This window comes from Pseudomonas sp. MMS21 TM103, from assembly GCF_022132145.1.
Taxonomy (GTDB): domain Bacteria; phylum Pseudomonadota; class Gammaproteobacteria; order Pseudomonadales; family Pseudomonadaceae; genus Aquipseudomonas.
On sequence record NZ_JAJISP010000002.1, the window covers coordinates 141,534 to 163,541 of the forward strand.

Annotated in this window: 19 protein-coding genes; 11 read left to right on the forward strand and 8 right to left on the reverse strand. The window is 61.6% G+C overall.

Going from position 1 to position 22,008, the window contains the following annotated elements; genetic code table 11:
* The first annotated feature begins 64 nt into the window (after positions 1–64).
* The 5 genes from LJY18_RS07740 to LJY18_RS07760 are packed head-to-tail and all read left to right on the forward strand — an operon-like array spanning position 65 to position 5,100.
* On the forward strand, positions 65–1,528 hold the full coding sequence (locus LJY18_RS07740; RefSeq protein ID WP_238041242.1) for a c-type cytochrome: 1,464 nt from the start codon (positions 65–67) through the stop codon (positions 1,526–1,528).
* A gap of 41 nt (positions 1,529–1,569) precedes the next feature.
* Positions 1,570–3,345 (forward strand): cytochrome c oxidase subunit I, encoded by a 1,776-nt coding sequence (gene ctaD, locus LJY18_RS07745; RefSeq protein ID WP_238041243.1) that lies wholly within the window; start codon positions 1,570–1,572, stop codon positions 3,343–3,345.
* The gene (locus tag LJY18_RS07750) at positions 3,342–4,031 is read left to right on the forward strand and encodes a cytochrome c oxidase subunit 3 (RefSeq protein ID WP_238041244.1); all 690 of its coding nucleotides are present in this window, start codon (positions 3,342–3,344) and stop codon (positions 4,029–4,031) included. The genes ctaD and LJY18_RS07750 overlap by 4 nt, the downstream gene beginning before the upstream one ends.
* 4 nt (positions 4,032–4,035) lie before the next feature.
* The gene (locus tag LJY18_RS07755; protein ID WP_238041245.1) at positions 4,036–4,743 is read left to right on the forward strand and encodes a heme-copper oxidase subunit III family protein; all 708 of its coding nucleotides are present in this window, start codon (positions 4,036–4,038) and stop codon (positions 4,741–4,743) included.
* 21 nt (positions 4,744–4,764) lie between these two features.
* On the forward strand, positions 4,765–5,100 hold the full coding sequence (locus tag LJY18_RS07760; RefSeq protein ID WP_238041246.1) for a cytochrome C oxidase subunit IV family protein: 336 nt from the start codon (positions 4,765–4,767) through the stop codon (positions 5,098–5,100).
* A gap of 29 nt (positions 5,101–5,129) precedes the next feature.
* Here LJY18_RS07760 and LJY18_RS07765 read toward each other — a convergent pair whose 3' ends face one another.
* Positions 5,130–5,684, reverse strand: coding sequence for a magnesium transporter (locus LJY18_RS07765; RefSeq protein WP_238041247.1), 555 nt, complete (start codon positions 5,682–5,684; stop codon positions 5,130–5,132).
* Between the two features lie 758 nt (positions 5,685–6,442).
* On the opposite strand from LJY18_RS07765, the gene LJY18_RS07770 reads away from it, so the two are divergent.
* The 6 genes from LJY18_RS07770 to cobA all read left to right on the forward strand — a co-directional run bounded on the left by LJY18_RS07770 (position 6,443) and on the right by cobA (position 16,196).
* A complete protein-coding gene (locus LJY18_RS07770) occupies positions 6,443–7,654 on the forward strand; it encodes a nitrate/nitrite transporter (RefSeq protein WP_238041248.1) in 1,212 nt (403 codons plus the stop codon).
* Between the two features lie 197 nt (positions 7,655–7,851).
* Positions 7,852–9,519 (forward strand): bifunctional protein-serine/threonine kinase/phosphatase, encoded by a 1,668-nt coding sequence (locus LJY18_RS07775; protein WP_238041249.1) that lies wholly within the window; start codon positions 7,852–7,854, stop codon positions 9,517–9,519.
* Positions 9,520–9,792: 273 nt separating this feature from the next.
* On the forward strand, positions 9,793–12,246 hold the full coding sequence (nirB, locus tag LJY18_RS07780) for a nitrite reductase large subunit NirB (protein WP_238041250.1): 2,454 nt from the start codon (positions 9,793–9,795) through the stop codon (positions 12,244–12,246).
* Positions 12,243–12,569, forward strand: a complete 327-nt coding sequence (nirD, locus tag LJY18_RS07785) for a nitrite reductase small subunit NirD (RefSeq protein ID WP_238041251.1) — start codon at positions 12,243–12,245, stop codon at positions 12,567–12,569. Before nirB ends, nirD begins: the two co-directional genes overlap by 4 nt.
* A gap of 60 nt (positions 12,570–12,629) precedes the next feature.
* On the forward strand, positions 12,630–15,347 hold the full coding sequence (locus tag LJY18_RS07790) for a nitrate reductase (protein ID WP_238041252.1): 2,718 nt from the start codon (positions 12,630–12,632) through the stop codon (positions 15,345–15,347).
* Between the two features lie 111 nt (positions 15,348–15,458).
* Positions 15,459–16,196, forward strand: coding sequence for a uroporphyrinogen-III C-methyltransferase (cobA, locus tag LJY18_RS07795; protein ID WP_238041253.1), 738 nt, complete (start codon positions 15,459–15,461; stop codon positions 16,194–16,196).
* 106 nt (positions 16,197–16,302) lie between these two features.
* Here the strand turns inward: cobA and LJY18_RS07800 are convergent, their stop codons facing one another.
* The 7 genes from LJY18_RS07800 to LJY18_RS07830 form a co-directional block, all read right to left on the reverse strand.
* Complete coding sequence (locus LJY18_RS07800; RefSeq protein ID WP_238041254.1) at positions 16,303–17,271, reverse strand: OmpA family protein; 969 nt, start codon at positions 17,269–17,271, stop codon at positions 16,303–16,305.
* A 109-nt stretch (positions 17,272–17,380) separates the two neighbouring features.
* Positions 17,381–17,971, reverse strand: a complete 591-nt coding sequence (gene sigX, locus LJY18_RS07805; protein WP_238041255.1) for an RNA polymerase sigma factor SigX — start codon at positions 17,969–17,971, stop codon at positions 17,381–17,383.
* 90 nt (positions 17,972–18,061) lie between these two features.
* Positions 18,062–18,886, reverse strand: coding sequence for a mechanosensitive ion channel family protein (locus tag LJY18_RS07810; protein WP_238041256.1), 825 nt, complete (start codon positions 18,884–18,886; stop codon positions 18,062–18,064).
* Between the two features lies 1 nt (position 18,887).
* Positions 18,888–19,145 carry a CrfX protein gene (locus LJY18_RS07815; RefSeq protein ID WP_079201792.1) on the reverse strand — a complete coding sequence of 86 codons (258 nt, stop codon included), beginning with the start codon at positions 19,143–19,145 and terminating at the stop codon, positions 18,888–18,890.
* 54 nt (positions 19,146–19,199) lie between these two features.
* On the reverse strand, positions 19,200–20,195 hold the full coding sequence (locus LJY18_RS07820) for a zinc transporter ZntB (protein ID WP_238041257.1): 996 nt from the start codon (positions 20,193–20,195) through the stop codon (positions 19,200–19,202).
* A gap of 18 nt (positions 20,196–20,213) precedes the next feature.
* Positions 20,214–20,702: a ribonuclease E activity regulator RraA gene (rraA, locus tag LJY18_RS07825; protein WP_238041258.1), complete on the reverse strand. Its 489-nt coding sequence runs from the start codon at positions 20,700–20,702 to the stop codon at positions 20,214–20,216.
* A 191-nt stretch (positions 20,703–20,893) separates the two neighbouring features.
* Entirely contained in the window at positions 20,894–21,892 is a 999-nt protein-coding gene (locus LJY18_RS07830) for an alpha/beta fold hydrolase (protein ID WP_238041259.1), read from the reverse strand.
* Between the last annotated feature and the right edge of the window lie 116 nt (positions 21,893–22,008).

Consider the following 22,008-nt stretch of genomic DNA (forward strand, 5'->3'; position numbering starts at 1 on the left):
CGACCTTGCTGTTTGGCAGGATGTTTGTGTAGCCAGTGTGCGACAGGAACAGGATGCAAAACACATGGTATTTGCAATTGTCTTGGTGCTAATCGTTGTGGCATCGGTACTGTTCCATGTACTGAGCCCTTGGCAGGCAACGGCGGCAGCCTCCAACTGGGGTTCGATAGACGCCGCACTGTTTATCACCCTGCTCATCACCGGCATCTTCTTCATCGCCGTCACCCTGTTCATGGCGCTGGCGATCATTCGGTACCGCCATAAAGAAGGACGCCGGGCGGCCTATCAGCCCGAGAACAAGAAGCTGGAATGGTGGTTAATCGGCGTCACCAGCGTCGGCATCATCGGCCTGCTGGCACCGGGCCTGGTGGTGTACCACGACTTCGTCCGGGTGCCGCAAGGCGCTCATGTACTGGAAGTGGTTGCCCAACAGTGGCAGTGGTCTTTTCGCTTCCCGGGCCAGGACGGCAAGCTGGGCAAGTCGGATATCAAATGGGTCAACAGCGCCAACCCCTTCGGCCTCGACCCCGATGACCCGGTCGGCCAGGACGATGTGCTTATCCGCAACAATGAAGTGCGCCTGCCGCTCGATCAACCGGTGAAGGTACTGCTGCGCTCCAAGGACGTGCTGCACAATTTCTATATCCCACAGATCCGCAGCAAGATGGACATGGTCCCCGGCATGGTCTCCCACTTCTGGTTCACCCCGACCAAACTCGGCACCTATGAAGTGTTGTGCGCCGAGTACTGCGGCCTGGCCCATTACAATATGCGCGGCAACATGATCGTGGAGCAACCCGCAGCCTTCGAGCAGTGGCTGAACAGCCAGCCGACCTTTGCCCAGACCCTGCGTAGCGCCGCCAAACCCAGCCGTGAAAGCGTGCTGGAGCAGGGCCGCCAGTTGGCGCAGAACTATGGCTGCCTGGCCTGCCACAGCCTGGATGGCAGCGCCAGCTTAGGCCCGAGCTGGAAGGACCTGTATGGCCGCACCGAGCGGCTGGCCGACGGCAGCAGCGTGCAGGTCGACGAGGCTTACCTGAGTGAATCGATCCTCGAGCCCAAGGCCAAGCTGGTGCAAGGCTATCCGCCGGTCATGGTGCCCTACACTTTCAAGCAGGAGGAGCTGGATGCGTTGCTCGCCCTGATCAAGTCGCTCAGCGGCGCGACGCCAGACGAACAGGCTCCAGCCGGCGCAGCGGCAGCCTCTGATGATCTGGCGGCGCAGGGCCGGCAACTGGCCAGTTCCCTCGGCTGCCTGACCTGCCACAGCGTCGATGGCAAGCCGGGCGTCGGGCCGACGTGGCATGGCCTGTACGGCAAAACGGAGAGCCTGGACGACGGGACCTCGGTGGTGGTCGACGAGGCCTATCTCAGGGAATCCATTCGCGATCCCAATGCGGTGATCGTCAAGGGATTTACCCCGATCATGCCGGCCTTCGAACTGACGGATGAGGAACTCGACGCCTTGGTCGCGTTGATCAAATCCACCGCCGGCGACGGAGACAGCACACCGGGAGCAGCACCCTAAGCCGCCAATATGCACTCAACCCTCACCCGGAGGATGATGTGATGGCCTACGCGGAACAGGTCGAAACAGAGGCTCTACACGAACCCAAGAGCTTCCTGACCCGCTATATCTGGAGCCAGGACCACAAGGTCATAGCCATTCAGTATGCCTTGACGGCGATCTTCGTCGGCCTGATAGCCCTGGTCTTGTCCGGCCTGATGCGCATGCAACTGGGTTTCCCCGGCAGTATCGGGTTCATGGACGCCGGCGCCTATTATCAGGCGATGACCATGCACGGCATGATCATGGTCATCTACCTGCTCACCGCCCTGTTCCTCGGCGGCTTCGGCAACTACCTGATCCCGCTGATGGTGGGATCGCGCGACATGGTCTTCCCCTATGTCAACATGCTCAGCTACTGGTTCTACCTGCTCTCGGTAATTATCCTGCTCGCCAGCTTCTTCGCCCCCGGCGGCCCCACCGGTGCGGGCTGGACCCTCTACCCACCGCAGTCCATCACCCAGGGCACCCCGGGCACCGAATGGGGCATCGTGCTGATGCTGGTGTCCCTGGCGATTTTCATCGTCGCCGCCACCATGGGCGGCTTGAACTACGTGACCACGGTGCTGCAGGCGCGCACCCATGGCATGACCCTGATGCGCATGCCGCTGTCGGTCTGGGGCATCTTCATGGCCTCGATCCTGGCCCTGCTGGCCTTCCCGGCATTGTTCGTCAGCGCGGTGATGATGCTGTTCGACAAGCTGCTGGGCACCAGCTTCTTCATGCCGGCGATCATCTCGATGGGCCAGTCACTGGAGCACCAGGGCGGCAGCCCGATCCTGTTCCAGCACCTGTTCTGGTTCTTCGGCCACCCGGAGGTCTACATCGTCGCCCTGCCTGCCTTCGGCCTGGTCTCGGACCTGATCAGCACCCATGCACGCAAGAACATCTTCGGCTACCGCATGATGGTCTGGGCCATAGTCGCGATTGGCGTGCTCAGCTTCGTGGTCTGGGCGCACCACATGTATGTCAGCGGCATGAACCCCTACTTCGGCTTTTTCTTCGCCACCACCACCTTGATCATCGCGGTGCCGACCGCGCTTAAGGTCTACAACTGGGTGCTGACCCTGTGGCAGGGCGACATCCACCTGACCGTGCCCATGCTGTTCGCCCTGGCCTTTATCCTCACCTTCCTGGTCGGCGGCCTGACCGGGCTGTTTCTCGGCAATGTGATCGTCGACATCCCGCTATCGGACACCTATTTCGTGGTTGCCCACTTCCACATGGTCATGGGCGTCGCGCCGATCCTGGTGGTGTTCGGCGCCATCTACCATTGGTACCCGAAAATAACCGGGCGCATGATGAATGAGCGCCTGGGTAAGCTGCATTTCTGGATCACCTTCCTCGGCACCTACGCCATCTACTTTCCCATGCACTACCTGGGTTTCCTCGGTATGCCGCGGCGCTACTACGCCTACGAGGACTATGCGTTCATCCCGCAGTCGGCGCAGGACCTCAACGCCTTCATCACCGTGGCCGCCCTGACGGTCGGCGTGACCCAGCTGCTGTTCCTGGTCAACCTGGCCTGGAGCGCCTTCAACGGCAAGCCCGCCGGTGGCAATCCCTGGAAAGCCACCAGCCTGGAATGGCAGACGCCGCAAACCCCGCCGGTCCATGGCAACTGGGGCACCAAGCTGCCAGTGGTGCACCGCTGGGCCTATGACTACAGCGTGCCGGGAATCGAACAGGATTTTGTCCCGCAGACGGTGTCCGCCGAGGAGTTGGAGCGTATGCGTCAGCGCGACAGCAAGACCACCCCAGCGGATGAACGACCATGAGCCGGCTGCTATTGAGGAACACCGACAGCTTCGAGCCCAGTGGCGGCTGGAACCCCAGCGCGGGCATTCCCAGCCCTGCCGCGATGGATAGCGCACGCACGGCAAGAGTCGGCCTGCGCCTGTTGCTCGCGGTGGTCAGTTCGCTCTTCCTGCTGTTCCTGATCGCCTTCATCATCCGCTCGCAGGTACCCGACTGGCAGCCCCTGACCGAACCGCTGGCGCCTCTGGCCCAGACCAACGCGCTCTGGCTGAATAGCGCCGCACTGATAGGCGCCAGCATCGCCCTGCAGTGGGCCCGGGTGGCCGCCCGCCGGGGCAACGCGCAGGCGACGCTGGCCGGCTTCACCCTCGGCGGCGTGCTGGCGATCGCCTTCCTGCTGGGCCAACTCTGGGTCTGGCAGCTATTCGCCGCCTGGGGCTATTTCGTCGCCAGCAACCCGGCCAACAGCTTCTTCTACCTGCTGACCGGCCTGCACGGCCTGCACCTGCTGGGCGGCCTGGTGGCCTGGGGCAGAACCCTGGTCAAGTTCCTGCGGCGCGTGCCCCTGGCGCGGCTCGCCGGCAGCGTCGAACTCTGCGCCATCTACTGGCATTACCTGCTGGGGCTTTGGCTGCTGCTCTTCGCCCTGCTGACCAGTACACCGCAAACCTATGAGGCCATCGCCGCATTCTGCGGCCTGAGGTGAAGCCATGGCAGCGCACTCAGCAACACCCATAGATCGCCCAGAGCTTGCACCCGATGCATCTGCCGCGGGCTGGCAGGGCATCACCCGCGACTGGTCGTCGGATAAGGATGCGTTCAAGCAGGTGCCCTGGGGCAAGGCGATGATGTGGATCTTCCTGCTCAGCGACACCTTTATCTTCACCTGTTTCCTGACCGGCTACATGGCGGTGCGCATCAGCAGCACCGAGCCCTGGCCGAACACCAGCGAAGTCTTCGCCCTGACCATCGCCGGCAACCACATCCCGCTGATCCTGATCGCCATCATGACGTTCGTGCTGATCAGCAGCAGCGGCACCATGGCCATGGCAGTCAACTACGCCTACCGCCGCAACCGCGGCAGGACCGCCGCCCTGATGCTGGCCACCGCCTTCTGTGGCGTGGCCTTCGTCAGCATGCAGGCGTTCGAATGGAGCAAGCTGATCGCCGAAGGCGTTCGCCCCTGGGGCAACCCCATGGGTGCGGCGCAATTCGGCGCGAGCTTTTTCATGATCACCGGATTCCACGGTCTGCACGTGTCGATCGGCGTGCTCTACCTGTGCATCATTGCGCGGAAGGTATGGCGCGGGGACTACGAGCGTTCCGGCAACTACCAGAACGTCGAGATAGCCGGGCTGTACTGGCACTTCGTCGACCTGGTATGGGTGTTTATCTTCGCTTTCTTCTATCTCTGGTAGCGCTGCAGAGGAGCACTGGCCATGACGCACACCGGACAACAGCATCCGATCAGCCTGTACCTGAAGATCTGGGGGCTGCTATTCGTCCTCAGCACCTTCTCCTACCTGGTCGACTACTTCCACTTTGCCGGCTACCTCAGGTGGACGCTGATCATCACCTTCATGCTGCTGAAGGCCGGGTTGATCGTCGCCATCTTCATGCACATGGCCTGGGAACGCCTGGCCATGGTCTACGCCATTCTGGTGCCGCCCCTGTGCCTACTGGTACTGGTGGGGCTGATGGTCAGCGAGGCGGACTACATTTTCCTCAGCCGGGTGCTTTTCTTTGGCCAAGGCTTAACCACGCCGTCACCTTGATGACCCCGGCGGTTGCGGTAATCACGGCTCTAGATCGTTCGCTTGAACTGATGCCATCTGTGTAGCCAGGCCACGATCCAGTGCGGGGCCGCCGAGCCCGTTCCGGCAACCTGCAGCCGCGGATGATGGTTGACCACCTGCTCCAGCACGGCCTCCTGTTCCGGCTCGACATCGACAAAAAAGACGTGCTTGCCCTCTTGGAGATTCTTCCTGAAACGGCGGAAGTGGGTATTGGGCACCTGGATGCCGAAAAAACCACCTTCCCAAGTACAGAAACCCAGCAGCACGATCGCCAGGAAGATAAAGGGCACCCACCCTGCAGCGGTTGCGGTCCACCCCAGCAGGTAGGCGCCACCTAGCATCAGCGAGGCAAGTACCACACCGACGACTGCACCAATCTCTCCGGAGTGAACGACATCCTGCTTCATGAAGGAAGGCACATCGTGCAGGTGATGTTGTTCGACATCGGCGTCCTTTTCACTGAGCACGTGAATCTGCTCGGTGCTGATGCCATTGGCCTCCAACTCCTGCTCGACGGTTTCAAGATCGTCGAGATTGTCACTGGTGTAATAGTGCCTATTCATGACGTACCTCCCATCTAGCGTAGCCGCCTCTGCAGCATCGCAATCGCCCGGCCATCAGCGAACGAGCCCTCCAGCCCGGTGCAGCGACATGGGCCTTTTTTCTCTTGTTCGATCAACTATAAGTATAGGTGCCGCGATAAAAACAACAATCAAGCAAAAGTCAAGGCTAAAAATCAAAACCTCTCAAAAATACTCGACTTAGAGCCCAGATCACGGATTCAGACCATAACTGCAGCCTTAGGCCTTTCTGACCAATGGAGCCGCGCTGGCGCCTGTGCACTAGAGGTTGTGAAAGAACTATCGACCACAGCGGTCGCCTGCCACACCTCAACTGACGATCCCGCCCCATCTCGGCGCACAAACAAGCATCACGCTCCTTTTTGCACCACAAACAGCACCAGGCGTTACCTGGATATCCCCTGAAACCGTTGAGTTCCTCTATTGGCTCGGGTCTTGCTAAGACATTGCCATAGGCAGCCAATGGCGGCTGCCCTCATGAACGACAAAGACGTCGCCTCACCCTCGCCCAAGCGCGAACGGTGACGCGGCGTTTTTTAGTTTCTGCCCCAACGCCTGGGGATGGTGGCTCCTCTGCGATCCAGAGGTTCTGCTTGTCACTCTCTCAACCCAGCTGTGGCCTCGGCCGCAGGGCCTTGCACCACAAGTGCATAGCCTCCCCGGCCAGTTGCGGTTCGCCGTGTCCACGACCACGACGAACCATAACTGGCCGGGACCCTTTTTTGCTGACGAGGTATTCGATGAATAACAGTTTCTGGAAAGCCGGCCATACACCGACACTGTTCGCCGCCTTCCTCTATTTCGACTTGAGCTTCATGGTCTGGTACCTCCTCGGCCCCCTGGCCGTGCAAATTGCTACCGACCTCGACCTGACGGCGCAACAACGCGGCCTGATGGTCGCCACGCCGATCCTGGCAGGCGCCATACTGCGCCTGCTCATGGGTTTTCTGGCCGATCGGCTATCGCCCAAGACGGCCGGCCTGATTGGCCAGGTAGTAGTCATAGTGGCGTTGTTCTGCGCCTGGCAGATCGGCATTCAAACCTATGAGCAGGCACTGTTATTCGGCCTGTTTCTCGGTTTTGCCGGCGCCGCCTTTGCCGTGGCCCTGCCGCTGGCCTCGCAGTGGTATCCGCCGCAGCACCAGGGCAAAGCCATGGGCATCGCCGGCGCGGGCAATTCCGGCACCGTATTGGCCGCTTTGTTCGCCCCGGGCCTGGCGGCGCTGTTCGGCTGGCAGAACGTGTTCGGCTGGGCGCTGATCCCGTTGCTGCTGACCTTGGTGATCTTTGCCTTTATGGCGAAGAACTCGCCTGAGCGGCCCAAGCCGAAGGCCGCGGCCGACTACTTGCGCGCCCTGGGCGACCGCGACAGCTGGTGGTTCATGTTTTTCTACAGTGTCACCTTCGGTGGTTTCATCGGCCTGGCCAGTGCCCTGCCCGGTTACTTCAGCGATCAATACGGGCTTAGCCCGGTGACCGCCGGCTACTACACCGCCGCATGCGTCTTTGCCGGCAGCCTGCTGCGCCCGCTCGGCGGCGCCCTGGCCGACCGCATTGGTGGCATCCGCGCCCTGCTGATGATGTATACCCTCGCCTCGCTGAGCATCGCCGCCGTCGGCTTCAATCTGTCCAGCTCCACTGCCGCTTTGGCCTTGTTCGTCACCGCCATGCTCGGCCTGGGTGCGGGCAATGGCGCTGTGTTCCAACTGGTGCCACAGCGCTTTCGTCGGGAGATTGGCGTCATGACCGGCTTGATCGGCATGGCCGGCGGTATCGGCGGATTTCTCCTGGCCGCAGGCCTGGGGGCGATCAAGCAGCAGACCGGCGACTACCAGTTGGCCTTGTGGTTTTTTGCCAGCCTCGGTGTACTGGCCTGGTTCGGCCTGTATAGCGTCAAACGCCGCTGGCGCACCACTTGGGGCTCGGCCGCAGTGACCGCAGCCCGAGTGTAATTGCATGGCGCAGGGTGGATCGGCAAGGTGCGATCCACCCTGCGCCCAACCCCGGGAGGATTGAGGCAAAGGCGGGGCTGACTGGCAGAGTTGAATCGCACTGGTCAGGAACGATGGGTGAAGCCGGCAACGGCCAACCCTGCAGCCATGCCCCGGCCCCGCCTTTGCCTCAACCCTTCATCCTCAGGAACGCCGCCATGGCCCTGCAACTCACCTTCGGCGAAGCCAGCGCTACCGGCCCGCGCCCTGAGAACCAGGACGCCATTCGCGTGGTGACCCCGGCTCCGGCCCTGGCCGCGAGCAAAGGCTACCTGTTTGCCCTGGCCGATGGCGTCAGCCAATGCGCCGACGGCGGCCTGGCCGCTCGCGCGACCCTGCAAGCGCTGGCGCTGGACTATTACGCCACCCCGGAAACCTGGGCCGTGGCGCAATCGCTGGATCGCCTGCTGGTCGCGCACAATCGCTGGTTACAAGCCAATGGGGGCGGCCAGCCGTTGCTGACCACCCTCACCGCCCTGGTGCTGCGCGGCCGGCGCTTCACCCTGGCGCATGTCGGCGACTGCAGAGCCTATCGCTGGCACTCAGGCCAACTCGAGCGCATCAGCGAAGACCACGTCTGGGAACAACAGGGCATGCAGCATGTGCTCAAACGCGCCATGGGCCTGGACCAGCACCTGGTGGTCGACTACCTGGACGGTGAGTTGCGCGAGGGCGAGAGCTTCCTGATGGTCAGCGATGGCATCTGGGCGACACTCGGCGACCCGGGGATCCAGCGCATCCTGCACGATGAACAAGACCCGGCAGCCGCAACCCGCGCGCTGGTCAGCGCGGCGCACCTGGCCGGCAGCCAGGACAATGCCAGCGCCTTGCTGGTGAGGATCGACGGCCTACCGGAAAGCGCCCTGGCCGATACCCTCGCCCAACTCGAGCATTGGCCCTTGCCGCCGAAACTACGCGAAGGCCAGGAGTTTGAAGGCTGGCAGATCGAGCGCTTGCTGGCCGAGTCGCGCCAATCGCTGATCTACCGCGTGCGCGATGGCCAGGCGCGCCGCTGGCTGTTGAAGACCCTACCCGCCAGCCGCGTCGACGAGCCGCAGGCAGGCCCCGCCCTACTGCTCGAAGAATGGTTCTTGCGCCGAGTGGCGGGGCGCTACTTCGCCGAAGTCCATCCCCTGCCGCAACGCCAGCACCTGTACTACCTGCAGCGTGAATACGCCGGGCAGACCCTGGCCGAACAGCTTCGCCTATCCGGCCCTCTCGGCCTGCCCGAGTGGCTGGATCTCGCCCCGCGCCTGGTCCGGGCTCTGGGCATGCTGCACCGGCGCAACATTCTGCACCGCGACATCAAGCCGGAGAACCTGTTGTGGGGCGACGACGGCGAACTGCGGGTGCTGGATTTCGGTCTGGCCTACTGCCCCGGCCTGTCGCGCGATGAGCCTAATGACCTGCCGGGCACCCCCAGCTACATTGCGCCTGAGGCCTTTACCGGCATCGCGCCCAGCGCCCAGCAGGATCTCTATGCGGCGGGCGTGACCCTCTACCACCTGCTGACCGGTCACTATCCCTATGGCGAGATCGAGGCCTTCCAGCATCCGCGTTTCGGCAACGCAACGCCGGCCAGCCGCTATCGCCCCGACTTGCCGAACTGGATCGACGAGAGCCTCAGTCGCGCCGTCAGCGCCGACCCGAAGCAACGCTACGAGACCGCCGAGGAGTGGTTGCTGGCCCTGGAACAGGGTGAGCGCCAATCACTCAGCAGCAGGCCACGGCCATTGCTCGAACGCGAGCCGGTGAAAGTCTGGCGCACCGTGGCCCTGATGTCCCTCCTGGTGAATCTGGCCCTGCTGGTCCTACTGCTGAAGTGACTCCGCAAACGCACCAGTACGGCGCAACACGCCTTATACAGGTGCAATTAACTACCGACCCAGCAGCCAGACCCTGCTCTAGCCCGTGAATATCCAGGTAATTGCCAAGTTGGCATAAGCCCTGCATTGATATTCGCAAATTTAAATAAAGTGTGTTCTTCAACGTTGAAGGCCGCACTTCCCGAGAGAACGGGACTTGGACAAAGGCGTCCTCGCTAGGTGACTAGCGGGACGCCTTTTTTGTTTTCCGGTTATGCGTGACGGTGAGGAACCATGAAAAAACTCAAGCTGGTAATGATCGGTAATGGCATGGCCGGAGTGCGTACCCTCGAAGAGCTGATCAAGCTCGCTCCCGATCTCTACGACATCACGGTGTTTGGCGCCGAGCCGCACCCGAACTACAACCGCATCCTGCTTTCCCCGGTACTGGCCGGCGAGCAGACCTTCGAGGAGATCGTGCTCAACGACCTCAACTGGTACACCGACAACGGCATCAGGCTGCTGCTCGGGCGCAAGGTGGTGCAGATCGACCGCAAGGCCCGCGTCGTTGTGGCCGATGACGGCAGCGAAGCCGAATACGATCGCCTGCTGATCGCCACTGGCTCCAACCCCTTTATCCTGCCGATACCGGGCAAGGACCTGGACGGCGTGATCGGCTACCGCGACATCGCCGACACCCAGACGATGATGGACACCGCCAAGACCCATAAGCATGCGGTGGTCATCGGCGGCGGCCTGCTCGGCCTGGAAGCGGCAAATGGCCTCAAGCTGCGCGGCATGGATGTCACCGTGGTACATATCGGCGACTGGTTGCTGGAACGTCAACTCGACGTTACCGCCGGTCGTTTGCTCCAGCAATCGCTGGAAGACCGTGGCCTGAAATTCCTCCTGCCCAAGCACACCGCCGAGCTGCTGGACAACGGTGAAGGCCGGGTCTGCGCGGTGAAATTCAAGGACGGTGAGGTGATTCCCGCCGACCTGGTGGTAATGGCCGCCGGCATTCGCCCCAACAGCGACCTGGCGGAACAGTCAGGGATCGCCTGCAATCGCGGCATCCTGGTCAACGACACCATGCAGACCTACGATCCGCGGGTCTACGCGATTGGTGAATGCGCCAGCCACCGCGGCATCGCCTACGGCCTGGTGGCGCCGCTGTTCGAGCAGGCCAAGGTCTGCGCCAACCACCTGGCCCAGCTCGGTTTCGCCCGCTACCAGGGCTCGGTGACCTCGACCAAACTGAAAGTCACCGGCATCGACCTGTTCTCCGCCGGCGAGTTCATGGGCGCCGAAGGTACCGAGACCATTACCCTGTCCGACCCGATCGGCGGCGTGTACAAGAAGCTGGTGATCAGGGACGACGTGCTGGTCGGCGCCTGCCTGTACGGCGACACCGCCGACGGTGGCTGGTACTTCCGCCAGATCCGCGAGAACCACAACGTCAGCGAGATCCGCGACCACCTGATGTTCGGCGAGAACGCTATTGGCGACGCCGGCCACCAGGGCCAGAGCAGCACCGCCAATATGCCTGACGACATGGAAGTGTGCGGCTGCAACGGCGTGTGCAAGGGCACCATCGTCAAAGCCATTCAGGAAAACGGCCTGTTCAGCGTCGACGATGTGAAAAAGCACACCAAGGCCGCCAGCTCCTGTGGCTCCTGCGCCGGCCTGGTCGAGCAGATTCTGATCAATACCGTGGGCGGCGCGGCGGACGTCAAGCCGAAGAGCGAGAAAGCCATCTGCGGTTGCAGCGATCTCAACCATGGGCAGATCCGCAAGGCCATCCGCGAAGAGCACCTGACCAGCATCCCGGCGGCCATGACCTTCCTCAACTGGAGCACGCCGAATGGCTGCGCCACCTGTCGCCCGGCCCTGAACTACTACCTGATTTCCACCTGGCCGGGCGAGGCCAAGGACGATCCGCAGTCGCGCTTTATCAACGAGCGCGCCCACGCCAATATCCAGAAGGATGGCACCTACTCGGTTATTCCGCGGATGTGGGGCGGCGTGACCAATGCCTCTGAGCTGCGCCGCATCGCCGACGTGGCCGACAAGTACAACGTGCCCATGGTCAAGGTCACCGGCGGTCAGCGTATCGACCTGCTGGGGATCAAGAAGGACGACCTGCCCGGCGTGTGGAAGGATCTCGACATGCCGTCCGGTCACGCCTATGGCAAGTCCATCCGCACCGTGAAGACCTGCGTCGGCAGTGAGTTCTGCCGCTTCGGCACGCAGAACTCGACGCAGATGGGCATCGACCTGGAACACGCGCTGTTCAACATGTGGTCGCCGCACAAGGTCAAGCTGGCGGTCTCCGGCTGCCCGCGCAACTGCGCCGAATCGGGGATCAAGGACGTCGGCATCATTGGTGTCGATTCCGGTTGGGAGCTGTATATCGGCGGCAACGGCGGGATCAAGACCGAGGCCGGCGAGTTCTTCGTCAAGCTCAAAACGGCCGAAGAAGTCATGGAATACAGCCTGGCCTTCCTCCAGCTCTACCGCGAAGAAGCCTTCTACCTCGAACGCACCGTGCATTACATGCAGCGCGTCGGCATGGAGCACATCAAGAAAGGCGTGCTGGAAGATGCCGAAAAACGCAAGGCACTGCACAACCGCCTGCTGTTCTCGCTGTCCTTCGAGCAGGATCCGTGGAAGGAGCAGCTAGCCAAACCGCAACTGAAGAAAGAATTCGACCGTATCGCCCTGCGCGACCTGGAGGTGCAAGCATGAGCTGGCTGGATATCTGCGCCCTGGAAGAAATCAACCCGCTGGGCTCGCGCATAGTCGCCGGCCCCAAGGGCGACATCGCCATTTTTCGCACCTCGACCGATGAGGTATTCGCCCTCGACGATCGCTGCCCGCACAAGGGCGGGCCGCTGTCCCAGGGTCTGGTCTACGGCAAGCGGGTGGCCTGCCCGCTGCATAACTGGCAGATCGAACTCGACTCCGGCGAAGCGGTGGCGCCGGACGTCGGTTGCGCGCACCGGCATGAGGCCAAGGTCGAGAACGGCCGGGTGCTGCTGACCCTCAATACCGCCACCGAATGTGCCTGATAGGTCATGCGTAGGCCCCGCATTGCGTGGCCTACAGGATTACCGCAGAGAGATGACGCCATGACCCAATCCCATCAGATCACCGCCTCCACCTGCTGCTATTGCGGCGTGGGCTGTGGCGTGCTGATCGAACACGATGACGAGAAGATTCTCGGTGTCCAAGGCGATCCCGAGCACCCGGCCAATTTCGGCAAGCTGTGCAGCAAGGGCTCGACCCTGCACCTGACCGGCGACCTCGATGCCCGTGGTCTCTACCCCGAACTGCGCCTGGGCAAGGGCCTGGCGCTTGCACGCACGGACTGGGACAGCGCCCTGGATCACGCGGCCAACGTCTTCGCCGCGACCATCCGCGAACACGGCCCGGACAGTGTCGCCTTCTACATCTCCGGCCAGCTGCTGACCGAGGACTACTACGCCTTCAACAAGCTGGCCCGGGCCCTGGTCGGCACCAACAATATCGATAGCAACTCGCGCCTGTGCATGTCCTCCGCCGTGGTCGGCTACAAGCGCAGCCTCGGCGCCGACTCGCCGCCGTGTAACTACGAAGACATCGAGCAGAGCGACTGCATACTGATCGCCGGCAGCAACATGGCCTACGCCCATCCGGTACTGTTCCGCCGCCTGGAAGAAGCCAAGGCCAAGCGCCCGGACATGCGCGTGATCGTCATCGACCCTCGGCGCACCGACACCTGCGACCTGGCCGACCTGCACCTGGCGATCCAGCCGGGCAGCGACGTCGCCCTGTTCCACGGCATCCTGCACATCCTCATGTGGGAAGGCTGGATCGACCGCCCTTTCATCGACCAGCACACCGATGGTTTCGAGGCGCTGAAGACCCTGGTGCGCGACTACAGTCCGCAAATGGTCAGCGAGCTGTGCGGCATCAGCCACGAAGACCTGCAACAGTGCGCGCGGATGATCGGCAGCGCGCCGAGCTTCCTCTCGCTCTGGTGCATGGGCCTGAACCAGTCGAGCAGCGGCAGCGCGAAGAACAGCGCGCTGATCAACCTGCACCTGGCCACCGGCCAGATTGGCAAGCCCGGCGCGGGCCCCTTCTCCCTGACCGGCCAACCGAATGCCATGGGCGGTCGCGAAACCGGCAGCCTGTCCAACCTGCTGCCAGGCCATCGTGATGCCGCCGATGCCGACCACCGCGCCGAGGTCGCCGATTACTGGGGCGTCGATACCCTGCCGCAAAGCACTGGCCTGAGCGCCATCGAGTTGTTCGAGGCGGTGCGGGTCGGCAAGGTCAAAGCCTTGTGGATCGCCTGCACCAATCCGGCGCAGTCCATACCGGATCAAAACAAGGTGCATGAAGCCCTCGCCGCCTGTCCATTTGTCGTGGTGCAAGAAGCCTTCTTCACCACCGAGACCTGCCACTACGCTGACCTGCTGCTGCCCGCCGCCAGCTGGGGTGAGAAGGAAGGCACTGTGACCAACTCCGAGCGCCGCGTCAGCCATGTGCGCCGCGCCGTGCCAGCACCTGCAGAGGCGCGGCCGGACTGGGCGATCACCACGGATTTCGCCCGCCGTTTGGAAAAACTGTTACGCCCCGGCCTGCCCAGCCTGTTTGCCCTCGACAGCAGTGAAGCTCTGTTCGAGGAATACAAATACCTGACCCAGCATCGCGACCTCGACCTCAGCGGCCTGAGCTACGCCATCCTGGACAACCAAGGTCCCCAACAATGGCCGTTCCCGGCCGGTGCCACCCAGGGAACAGCGCGCCTGTACGGCGACGGCCAATTTCCCACAGGCAATGGCCGTGCGCGGTTTCATGCCGACCCCTACCGGGCGCCCAAGGAAAAACGCGATGCGCGCTTCCCGCTGACCCTCAATACCGGCCGCCTGCGCGATCAGTGGCACGGCATGAGCCGCACCGGCACCGCTGCGCGCCTGTTCGGCCATGTCGAGGAAGCAGTGCTCAGCCTGCACCCGGACGAACTGCGCCGCCTGCGCCTGCAAGCCGGCGACCTGGTCAAGGTGCGCAGCCGCCGCGGTAGCCTTATCGTGCCGGTGCAGGCCGACGACTCGGTTCGCGCCGGCCAGGCCTATCTGCCCATGCACTGGGGCAACCGCTTTCTCAAGGGGCTGGGCACCAACGTGCTGACCCTGCCGGCCTTCGACCCGCTGTCCAAGCAGCCCGAGCTCAAGCACGCCGGTATCCAGGTGGAAAAGGTCGAGCTGCCCTGGCAGTTGTTCGCCCTGGTCGAGGGTGACGTACAGAAGCGCTTCGAGGCATTGCGTCCGCTGTTCGAGTCCTTGGCCTACGCCAACCTCAGCCTCACTGGCCGCGAGCGCCCGGCGCTGGTCATCCGTGCGGCAAGCGCGGTAGCACCCGAAGCCGAACTGCTGACGCAGATCGATCGATTGCTGGGCCTGCACGAAGGGCCGGTTCTGGCCTACGACGACCCACGCAAGGCGGTGGGCAAGCGTGTGCGCATCGAGGACGGCCGCATCACAGCCATCCGCCTGGCCGGAGAGACCGCGGCCCGCGACTGGCTGAAGAGTCTGTGGAGTGAAGGCCAGGCCGATGCCGACCTGCGCCGCTGGCTCCTGGCGCCGCTGTCCACCCCGCCGGGTGCTGCTGCAGGCATGAAGCCCGGCAAGACCCTGTGTAACTGCCTGAACGTCGGCGAAAATGCAGTCTGCGCCGGCATCGCCCGCGGCCTCGACCTCGACGGCCTGAAGCAGGAGCTGAAGTGCGGAACCAGTTGTGGCTCTTGCGTACCGGAAATCAAACGGCTCTTGGCCACCCAACAGGTGGTGCTGAATGCATAGCCGCAGGGTCGAAGGCCACCCCGTGGTAGGCCACGAAGTGTTTATTACCAAGGCAACTACCGCGGTGGGTATAGCTTCGCGCTTAGCCACCCCCACGACGAGGATTTTGATATGAGTGCAAAAGTCTGGCTGGTAGGGGCAGGCCCAGGTGACCCGGAGCTGTTGACGCTCAAGGCAGTGAAAGCCTTGCGTCAGGCTGAGGTCGTGATGATCGACGATCTGGTCAATCCGGCGGTGCTGGAGCACTGCCCAAACGCACGAATAGTCCCGGTGGGCAAGCGCGGTGGTTGCCGTTCGACACCACAAGCCTTTATCCATCGCCTGATGCTGCGCTATGCGCGCCAGGGCAAGTGCGTGGTTCGCCTGAAGGGCGGTGACCCGTGCATATTCGGCCGCGGCAGCGAGGAGGTCGACTGGTTGCAGCAGCACGGCATCGAGGTGGAGATGGTCAATGGCATCACCGCTGGCCTGGCTGGCGCCACCAACTGCGGCATTCCCCTGACCCTGCGCGGCGTTGCTCGCGGCGTGACCCTGGTGACAGCCCACACTCAGGACGACAGCACCCTGAACTGGCAAGCCCTGGCCCAGGGTGGCACCACCCTGGTCGTGTATATGGGCGTGGCCAAGCTGGCGGACATCCGCGATAGCCTGCTGGCCGGCGGCATGTGCGCCGACATGCCGGTGGCGATGATCGAAAATGCCTCACTGCCCCACCAGCGCGAATGCCGCAGCTCACTGGCGGCGATGCAACAAGATGCCCTGGCTTTCCAGCTGAAAAGTCCGGCCATCCTGGTGATAGGCGAAGTCGCTGCCGGACATCAAGCACAAGCCATGGCCGCGATTGCCTGACCTCTTCGCTCCTGCGGAGTAGTCTTTGCCCGGCCTGCGCCGGGTTTTTTTATGGACAAAGAAAAACCCGGCCGAGGCCGGGTTTTTCCTAGCAGCTTAAGACCAGTTACTGGACTTGAGCTTCTACTTGAGCTTCAACACGACGGTTGATGGCACGGCCCGACTCGGTTGCGTTGTCGGCAACCGGCTGAGTTTCGCCATAACCAGCGGCGTTTACGCGCTGACCTTCAACACCGTACTGGTTAACCAGAACTTCACGCACAGCGCTCGCACGCTTTTCGGACAACATCTGGTTGTAGGTATCAGTACCGACGGAGTCAGTGTGACCTTCAACAGTGGTGCTGGTCTGCGGGTACTGCTTCATGAAATCAGCCAGGTTCTTGATATCGCCATAGCTTTCTTCTTTGACTTGAGCCTTGTCGAAGTCGAATTTCACGTCCAGCTCAACGCGTACAACCTGGGCTGGCTCTTCAGCAACCGGAGCCGGCTCTGCCATCGGCTCTGGAGCGGCCTCTGCAACCTGGGCAACCGGCTTGCTGCCGCCACCGAAGTTCATGCCAATACCGATGCTTGGAGCCCACTCGGTGTCGCCCTGGTCGATGTTGTACTGGGCTTCAACGCCAGCACGAGCATAGAGATTCTCGGTGATGAAGTACTTGGCACCGCCGCCAATGTTGGCAAAGGTGGAGCCGTTACGACCGCCGCGACCGGTTTGACCGATGCTCTGATCCGAGAAACCTGCAGAGAGGTAAGGACGCAGCGCGTCACCTGTATTGTTGAAGTGGTACAGAGCATCGAGGGCGGTATTCGAGCCTTTGATGTTACGGCCGTCTTCGCCACGGGCGTTGTGCACTTCGTCGTAGGCCAGACGCAATTCAACGTCGTCGGTCAGGTAGTAACCGATGCTGCCGCCGAACAGATTGCCGTTGTTCTTGAAGTCACGAGCGCTGTCGAAGATTTCCTTCTTGGCAAAACCCTCCACTTCGACCGCACCTTGGCCCTGCGCTAGCACGCTAAGCGAAGAACTAGCGATTATCGAGCCGATGACAACGCCTAAAGTGTTTTTAAATTTCATCCGTAAATCCCTATATATCATTGGTGGCCAGTAAGTTGTCTGACAAACAAGACAACCAAGGAGCGAGTCTAACAGAAGCGCTCCGAGTGTTAGAGCAGGCTATATATAATTAAGTTTCAATATTGCCTGAAAATTTTTCTCGCAAGCGGTCGAGGGCGCGCTTGTAGCGCATTTTAGTGGCGCTCAGGCCCATGTGCATGATGTCGGCAATCTCTTGAAACTCCAGCTCTGCGACAAAACGTAGCACCAGGATTTCACGGTCGATGGGGTTGACATGCACAAGCCAGCGATCCAGCCCACCTCGGTCCTCAACTTTAGGTATCTTTTCTTCAGAGGCCTCTTCCAATGGATCCAGGCTCAATGCATCCATCAGGCGACGCTTGCGCCGTTCTTTACGGTACTGGGTGATGCATTCGTTATAGGTAATGCTGTAGAGCCAGGTCTTAAACTTGGATTTACCTTCGAAGTTCTTCAAGCCATAAAGAACCTTCAGCATCACCTCTTGACAAACATCATCGGCGTCACGCTCGCTGCCTAAATAACGTGCGCACACGTTAAATAGCGTGCGCTGGTAACGACGCATCAATTCTTCATAAGCGCGGGTAACGTGAAAAAGCTCGCCATGCGCACGAGCGACGAGCTCCTCATCCGAGAGTTCGCGGGGGTCATAGCGCAAGGACATCGGTTGGGCTTTATTCAAAACGAGTCAGGCCGACAGTCGGGGCGGAGGCTGCCAGCACCTGATGCATCAGGCGCTGGGTTGGCGGCATACATTAGCAGGATTGGCGCGTTAGCGACTGCACACCCGTTGCTCGAGCAGGGTGCGATTAGCCACCGAGACCAACTCGCCCGCATCGGTTAGCAGGATAGTCTTGACCGTGCCAATTTCCTCGATCTGTCCTTCGACCTCACCGATCTGAACTTGTTGCCCTACCTGGTACAACTCGCGCACATAAATTCCGGCCAGAATCTGCCCGGCAATTTCCCGGCTTCCCAAACCCAGTGCCAGAGCGGCAGCCAGCCCCACCGAAATCAACACGATGGCAATGACGTTGTTCAGCAAGTCGGTTTTGATCTCAAGCTGGCCGATGGCCACCGAAATACTGATGATGATCACCAGCCCCTGACCAATGCGGGCCAGGCCATGCGCATAATCCAGGCCCACGCCCTCGGCGGCTCCTCGAACCACACCACTGACCAATTGTGCCAGCAGTACGCCGGCGACCAGCACCAGTGCGGCACCGAACACCTTGGGCAGATAGGACGCCAGTACATCGAGCGTGGCCGAGACACGTTCCAGTCCTAGCGATTCCGCAGCCGAGACAAGAAAAATCAACAGCACGAACCAGTAGATGATCTTGCCGATCAAGGTCGAAACCGGCACCTGGATACCGGCGCGGCTCAGTATCTTGGTCAGCCCGGTACCCGCCATCAGGCGATCCAGACCGACCTTGCCGAGCAGCTTCGACAGCAAGGTATCGAGCAGCTTGGCCACGACAAAGCCGAGCAGTACCAGGATCAACGCCACGAACAGGTTCGGGATAAACACAGCGACTTTGGTCCAGAGCGCAGTCATCGCGGCTATCAGGCTTTGAGTCCAGGGATCTAGTTCCATTTCAGTCAGCCTTATTAGTAGAAGCAGAATTGGTAGAAGCGCTAGAGTCGCGACGGGTAACCGGTGCGACATGGGCCGAGCCGCTATTCAGGGCGATCATCAAGGCGCCGAGCCAATGGCCCATGAGCGCGAACAGATCGCCCGCGCCGACCTGGCGATTGGCAGTCTTCAATACGCGGTGCAAACAAGCGTCGTCGTCGTGATCGGACGCGCCGGACTTAAGCATATCGCGCAGGGATTCTTCAAATGGATCGGGCATGACGCACCTCACAGGACGTCTCGGCTAGACGAGACCAACTCAGGGCAAGTCACATCAGGCCCAGCGCAAACGGCGCAGCAGCCACCACTGAGCAAGGCCGACCACCAGCATGCTCAGGCAGGCGATAAGGAAGCCATAGGCGTTCTCAGCGCCAGGTATGCCGCCAACATTGATACCCAGCAGCCCAGTGAGGAAGCTCATCGGCAGAAACACCCCGGTGATGATGGCGAAGCGATACATGATGCGATTCATTCGCTGATCCATACGGCGGTTTTCCGCCTCCAGCAGCAGACCGACTCGTTCGCGACTGAGCTCCAGTTCTTCCAGGTATCGAGTCAGACGGTTGTGCAGTTCGTTCCAATAGCCGGGGTCATCGGCGAGGAACCAGGCCTGCTGCTTGCGCGTTAACTGCGCGAAGATTTCACTCTGTGGCGCGAGGAAGCGGCGCAGGCCGGCAGCACGCCGCCGCACGTGCAGCAACTGTGCGTGATCCGGCACGGCGTGTTCATCGGCATCGACCAGGTCTTCCTGCTCGTCGACCCGCTCGGACAACTCGGTGACCAGGGCGTCGACCTTGTCGGTCAGGTAATCGGCGAGAGTCAGGATCAGTTCTGACGAAGTTTTCGGCCCACGACCGGCGGCGAGGTCGGCGATCACATCTTCGGTCGCGCGCAATGGGCGCAGGCGCAAGGAAATAACCCGCCGCGCAGCGGCGAAGATGCGCACCGACACCATGTCCTCCGGTTCTGCGCCCGGGTTGAGATTGATCCCACGAAGAAACAGCAACAGCGCATCATCGGGCAGTGTCAGCAGGCGCGGCCGGGTATTTTCCTCCAGCAGCAGATCGCAAGCGAACTCACTCAAGCCACTTTCGCAGCGCAGCCAGTACTGAGTCTGCGGATGGCTGCGATCCCAGTGCAACCACAGACTTTCCTGCTCGGCTAGTTCCAGGCTCGCCAATTGCCCTTGAGCGATCGCACGCGCCCCGCCTGCACCATCCAGGACAAAAGCATGCACCAGCCCCCACTGCGAATTGTCTTGCTCGTGCATGCCCACTCCTGGCATTACTTATTCCGGCATTTTCAGTGCAGCGGGCGAAATGATGATGCCGTTGTTATCGGCATACAGATACTCGCCCGGGCGGAAGGTCACACCAGCAAAGGTCACGGCCACATTCAGGTCTCCAATACCGCGCTTGTCGGTCTTCATCGGATGGCTGGCCAGCGCCTGGACACCGAGGTCGGTCTGCGCCAGCACATCGACATCGCGTACGCAGCCATAGATCACCAGGCCTTCCCAGCCATTCTTCGCGGCTTTTTCCGCGAGCATGTCACCAAGCAGAGCGCGGCGCATGGAGGCACCACCGTCGACCACCATCACCTTGCCCTTGCCTGGCTGCTCGACCTGCTCCTTGACCAGCGAGTTGTCTTCAAAGCACTTGATCGTGACGATCTCGCCACCGAAGGAATCGCGGCCGCCGAAATTGCTGAACATCGGCTCGACGACCTGGACCAACTCCGGGTAGGCGTCACACAAATCTGGGGTGATGTAATGCATGGGAAAACTCCTGGTTAACTAGACATTGAAAATCAGTTTTCACAGATCGATGCTGGCCCGCTCACCGCCTAGATCACCAGCCGTGGCGCCAGGCCGCGCAGCACCTGACATATGACCGCGGACCCGTGCAAGGGTGCCTTCTTGAGGACAGCAGATCTCCCGAGCAGCCAACTGGCGGCATATTAGCGTTATCACTGCTCAGGCGGAACGCCCTGCCTCGGCTCAAGCGCGGCTCTTTTGATAGTCTGAGTCTTGTCCAGCCAGCGCGCCACCAGCGGCCATACCTCGGATTGCGCTTCTTTGCTGACCAACATCTCGACATGACCGAAGTCACTGGCGAAACCGTGTTCCTTGCCCAGAAAAAGGAACTCGCTGAGCGGCGAGCCAAACTGCTCGAGCAACTTGCGGCAGGCCCATGGCGGATCCTGCCGATCACCCGCTGCCGCTACCGCCAATACCGGAACCCGCACCTCGGCCAGGCCAGCCCACCAATCGCGCTCGGCATCGCCAAAGCGGCCAAACAGCCCATGCCAGCGCAAACTCTCCAATGCCAGACCAATCGGCTCATCTTCCGGCCCGCGTTTGAGCCGGCTGCCGGACAATACGGAAAAACGCTTGAGCAACAAGCGCCCGCCCCACTCCACCGGCGGTACTTTCAGCGGCCAGTAGGTGCGGCTGATCTGGCTGCCGAACAGCGCCGCCGACGCCACTCGATCTTGATCAAGATAATGCCCGCCCAGCGCACCGGCCAGGGTGATGCCGCCCAGCGAGTGCCCCAGCCAATGGGCCGGCTGTGGATTCTGCTCATGGACGAAATCGGCTATCGCCGGCAAGTCGTAGCGTACGTAGTCGCTGACGCGGTTGTGCCTGTAGCCCTTGTTGCGCGGCGACAGCCCATGCCCGCGCATTTCGGCGATCCACACATCAAAGCCGGCACGCGCCAGGTGAGGACCGAGACCAAGCCCCTTGGGCGAATACCAGAAGCGTCGATTGGAGAAACTGCCGGGCAACAGAATCACCGGCACGCCGCGCTCGGCCGCGTGACCGGCCACGCCCAAACGGGTGAGGGCCAACTGGACGCTGGCGTCAGGGCTGTTGCCGGGTTTGAGGCGATAGACATCCTCACTCAAGTCGAAACGAAATTCCGCGCTGATCAAGGCGACGGGGAAAAGCTCACTGCTACTTTGCATCGTCTTCGCTCTGGTACAACAAATTGCCGGGAGCAATTTTTCACGCCGCTAGCGACGGCCCTAAGGGTGGCCGCCAGGTATGGCAGGCCACAAAAAAGGGCAGGATTAACCTGCCC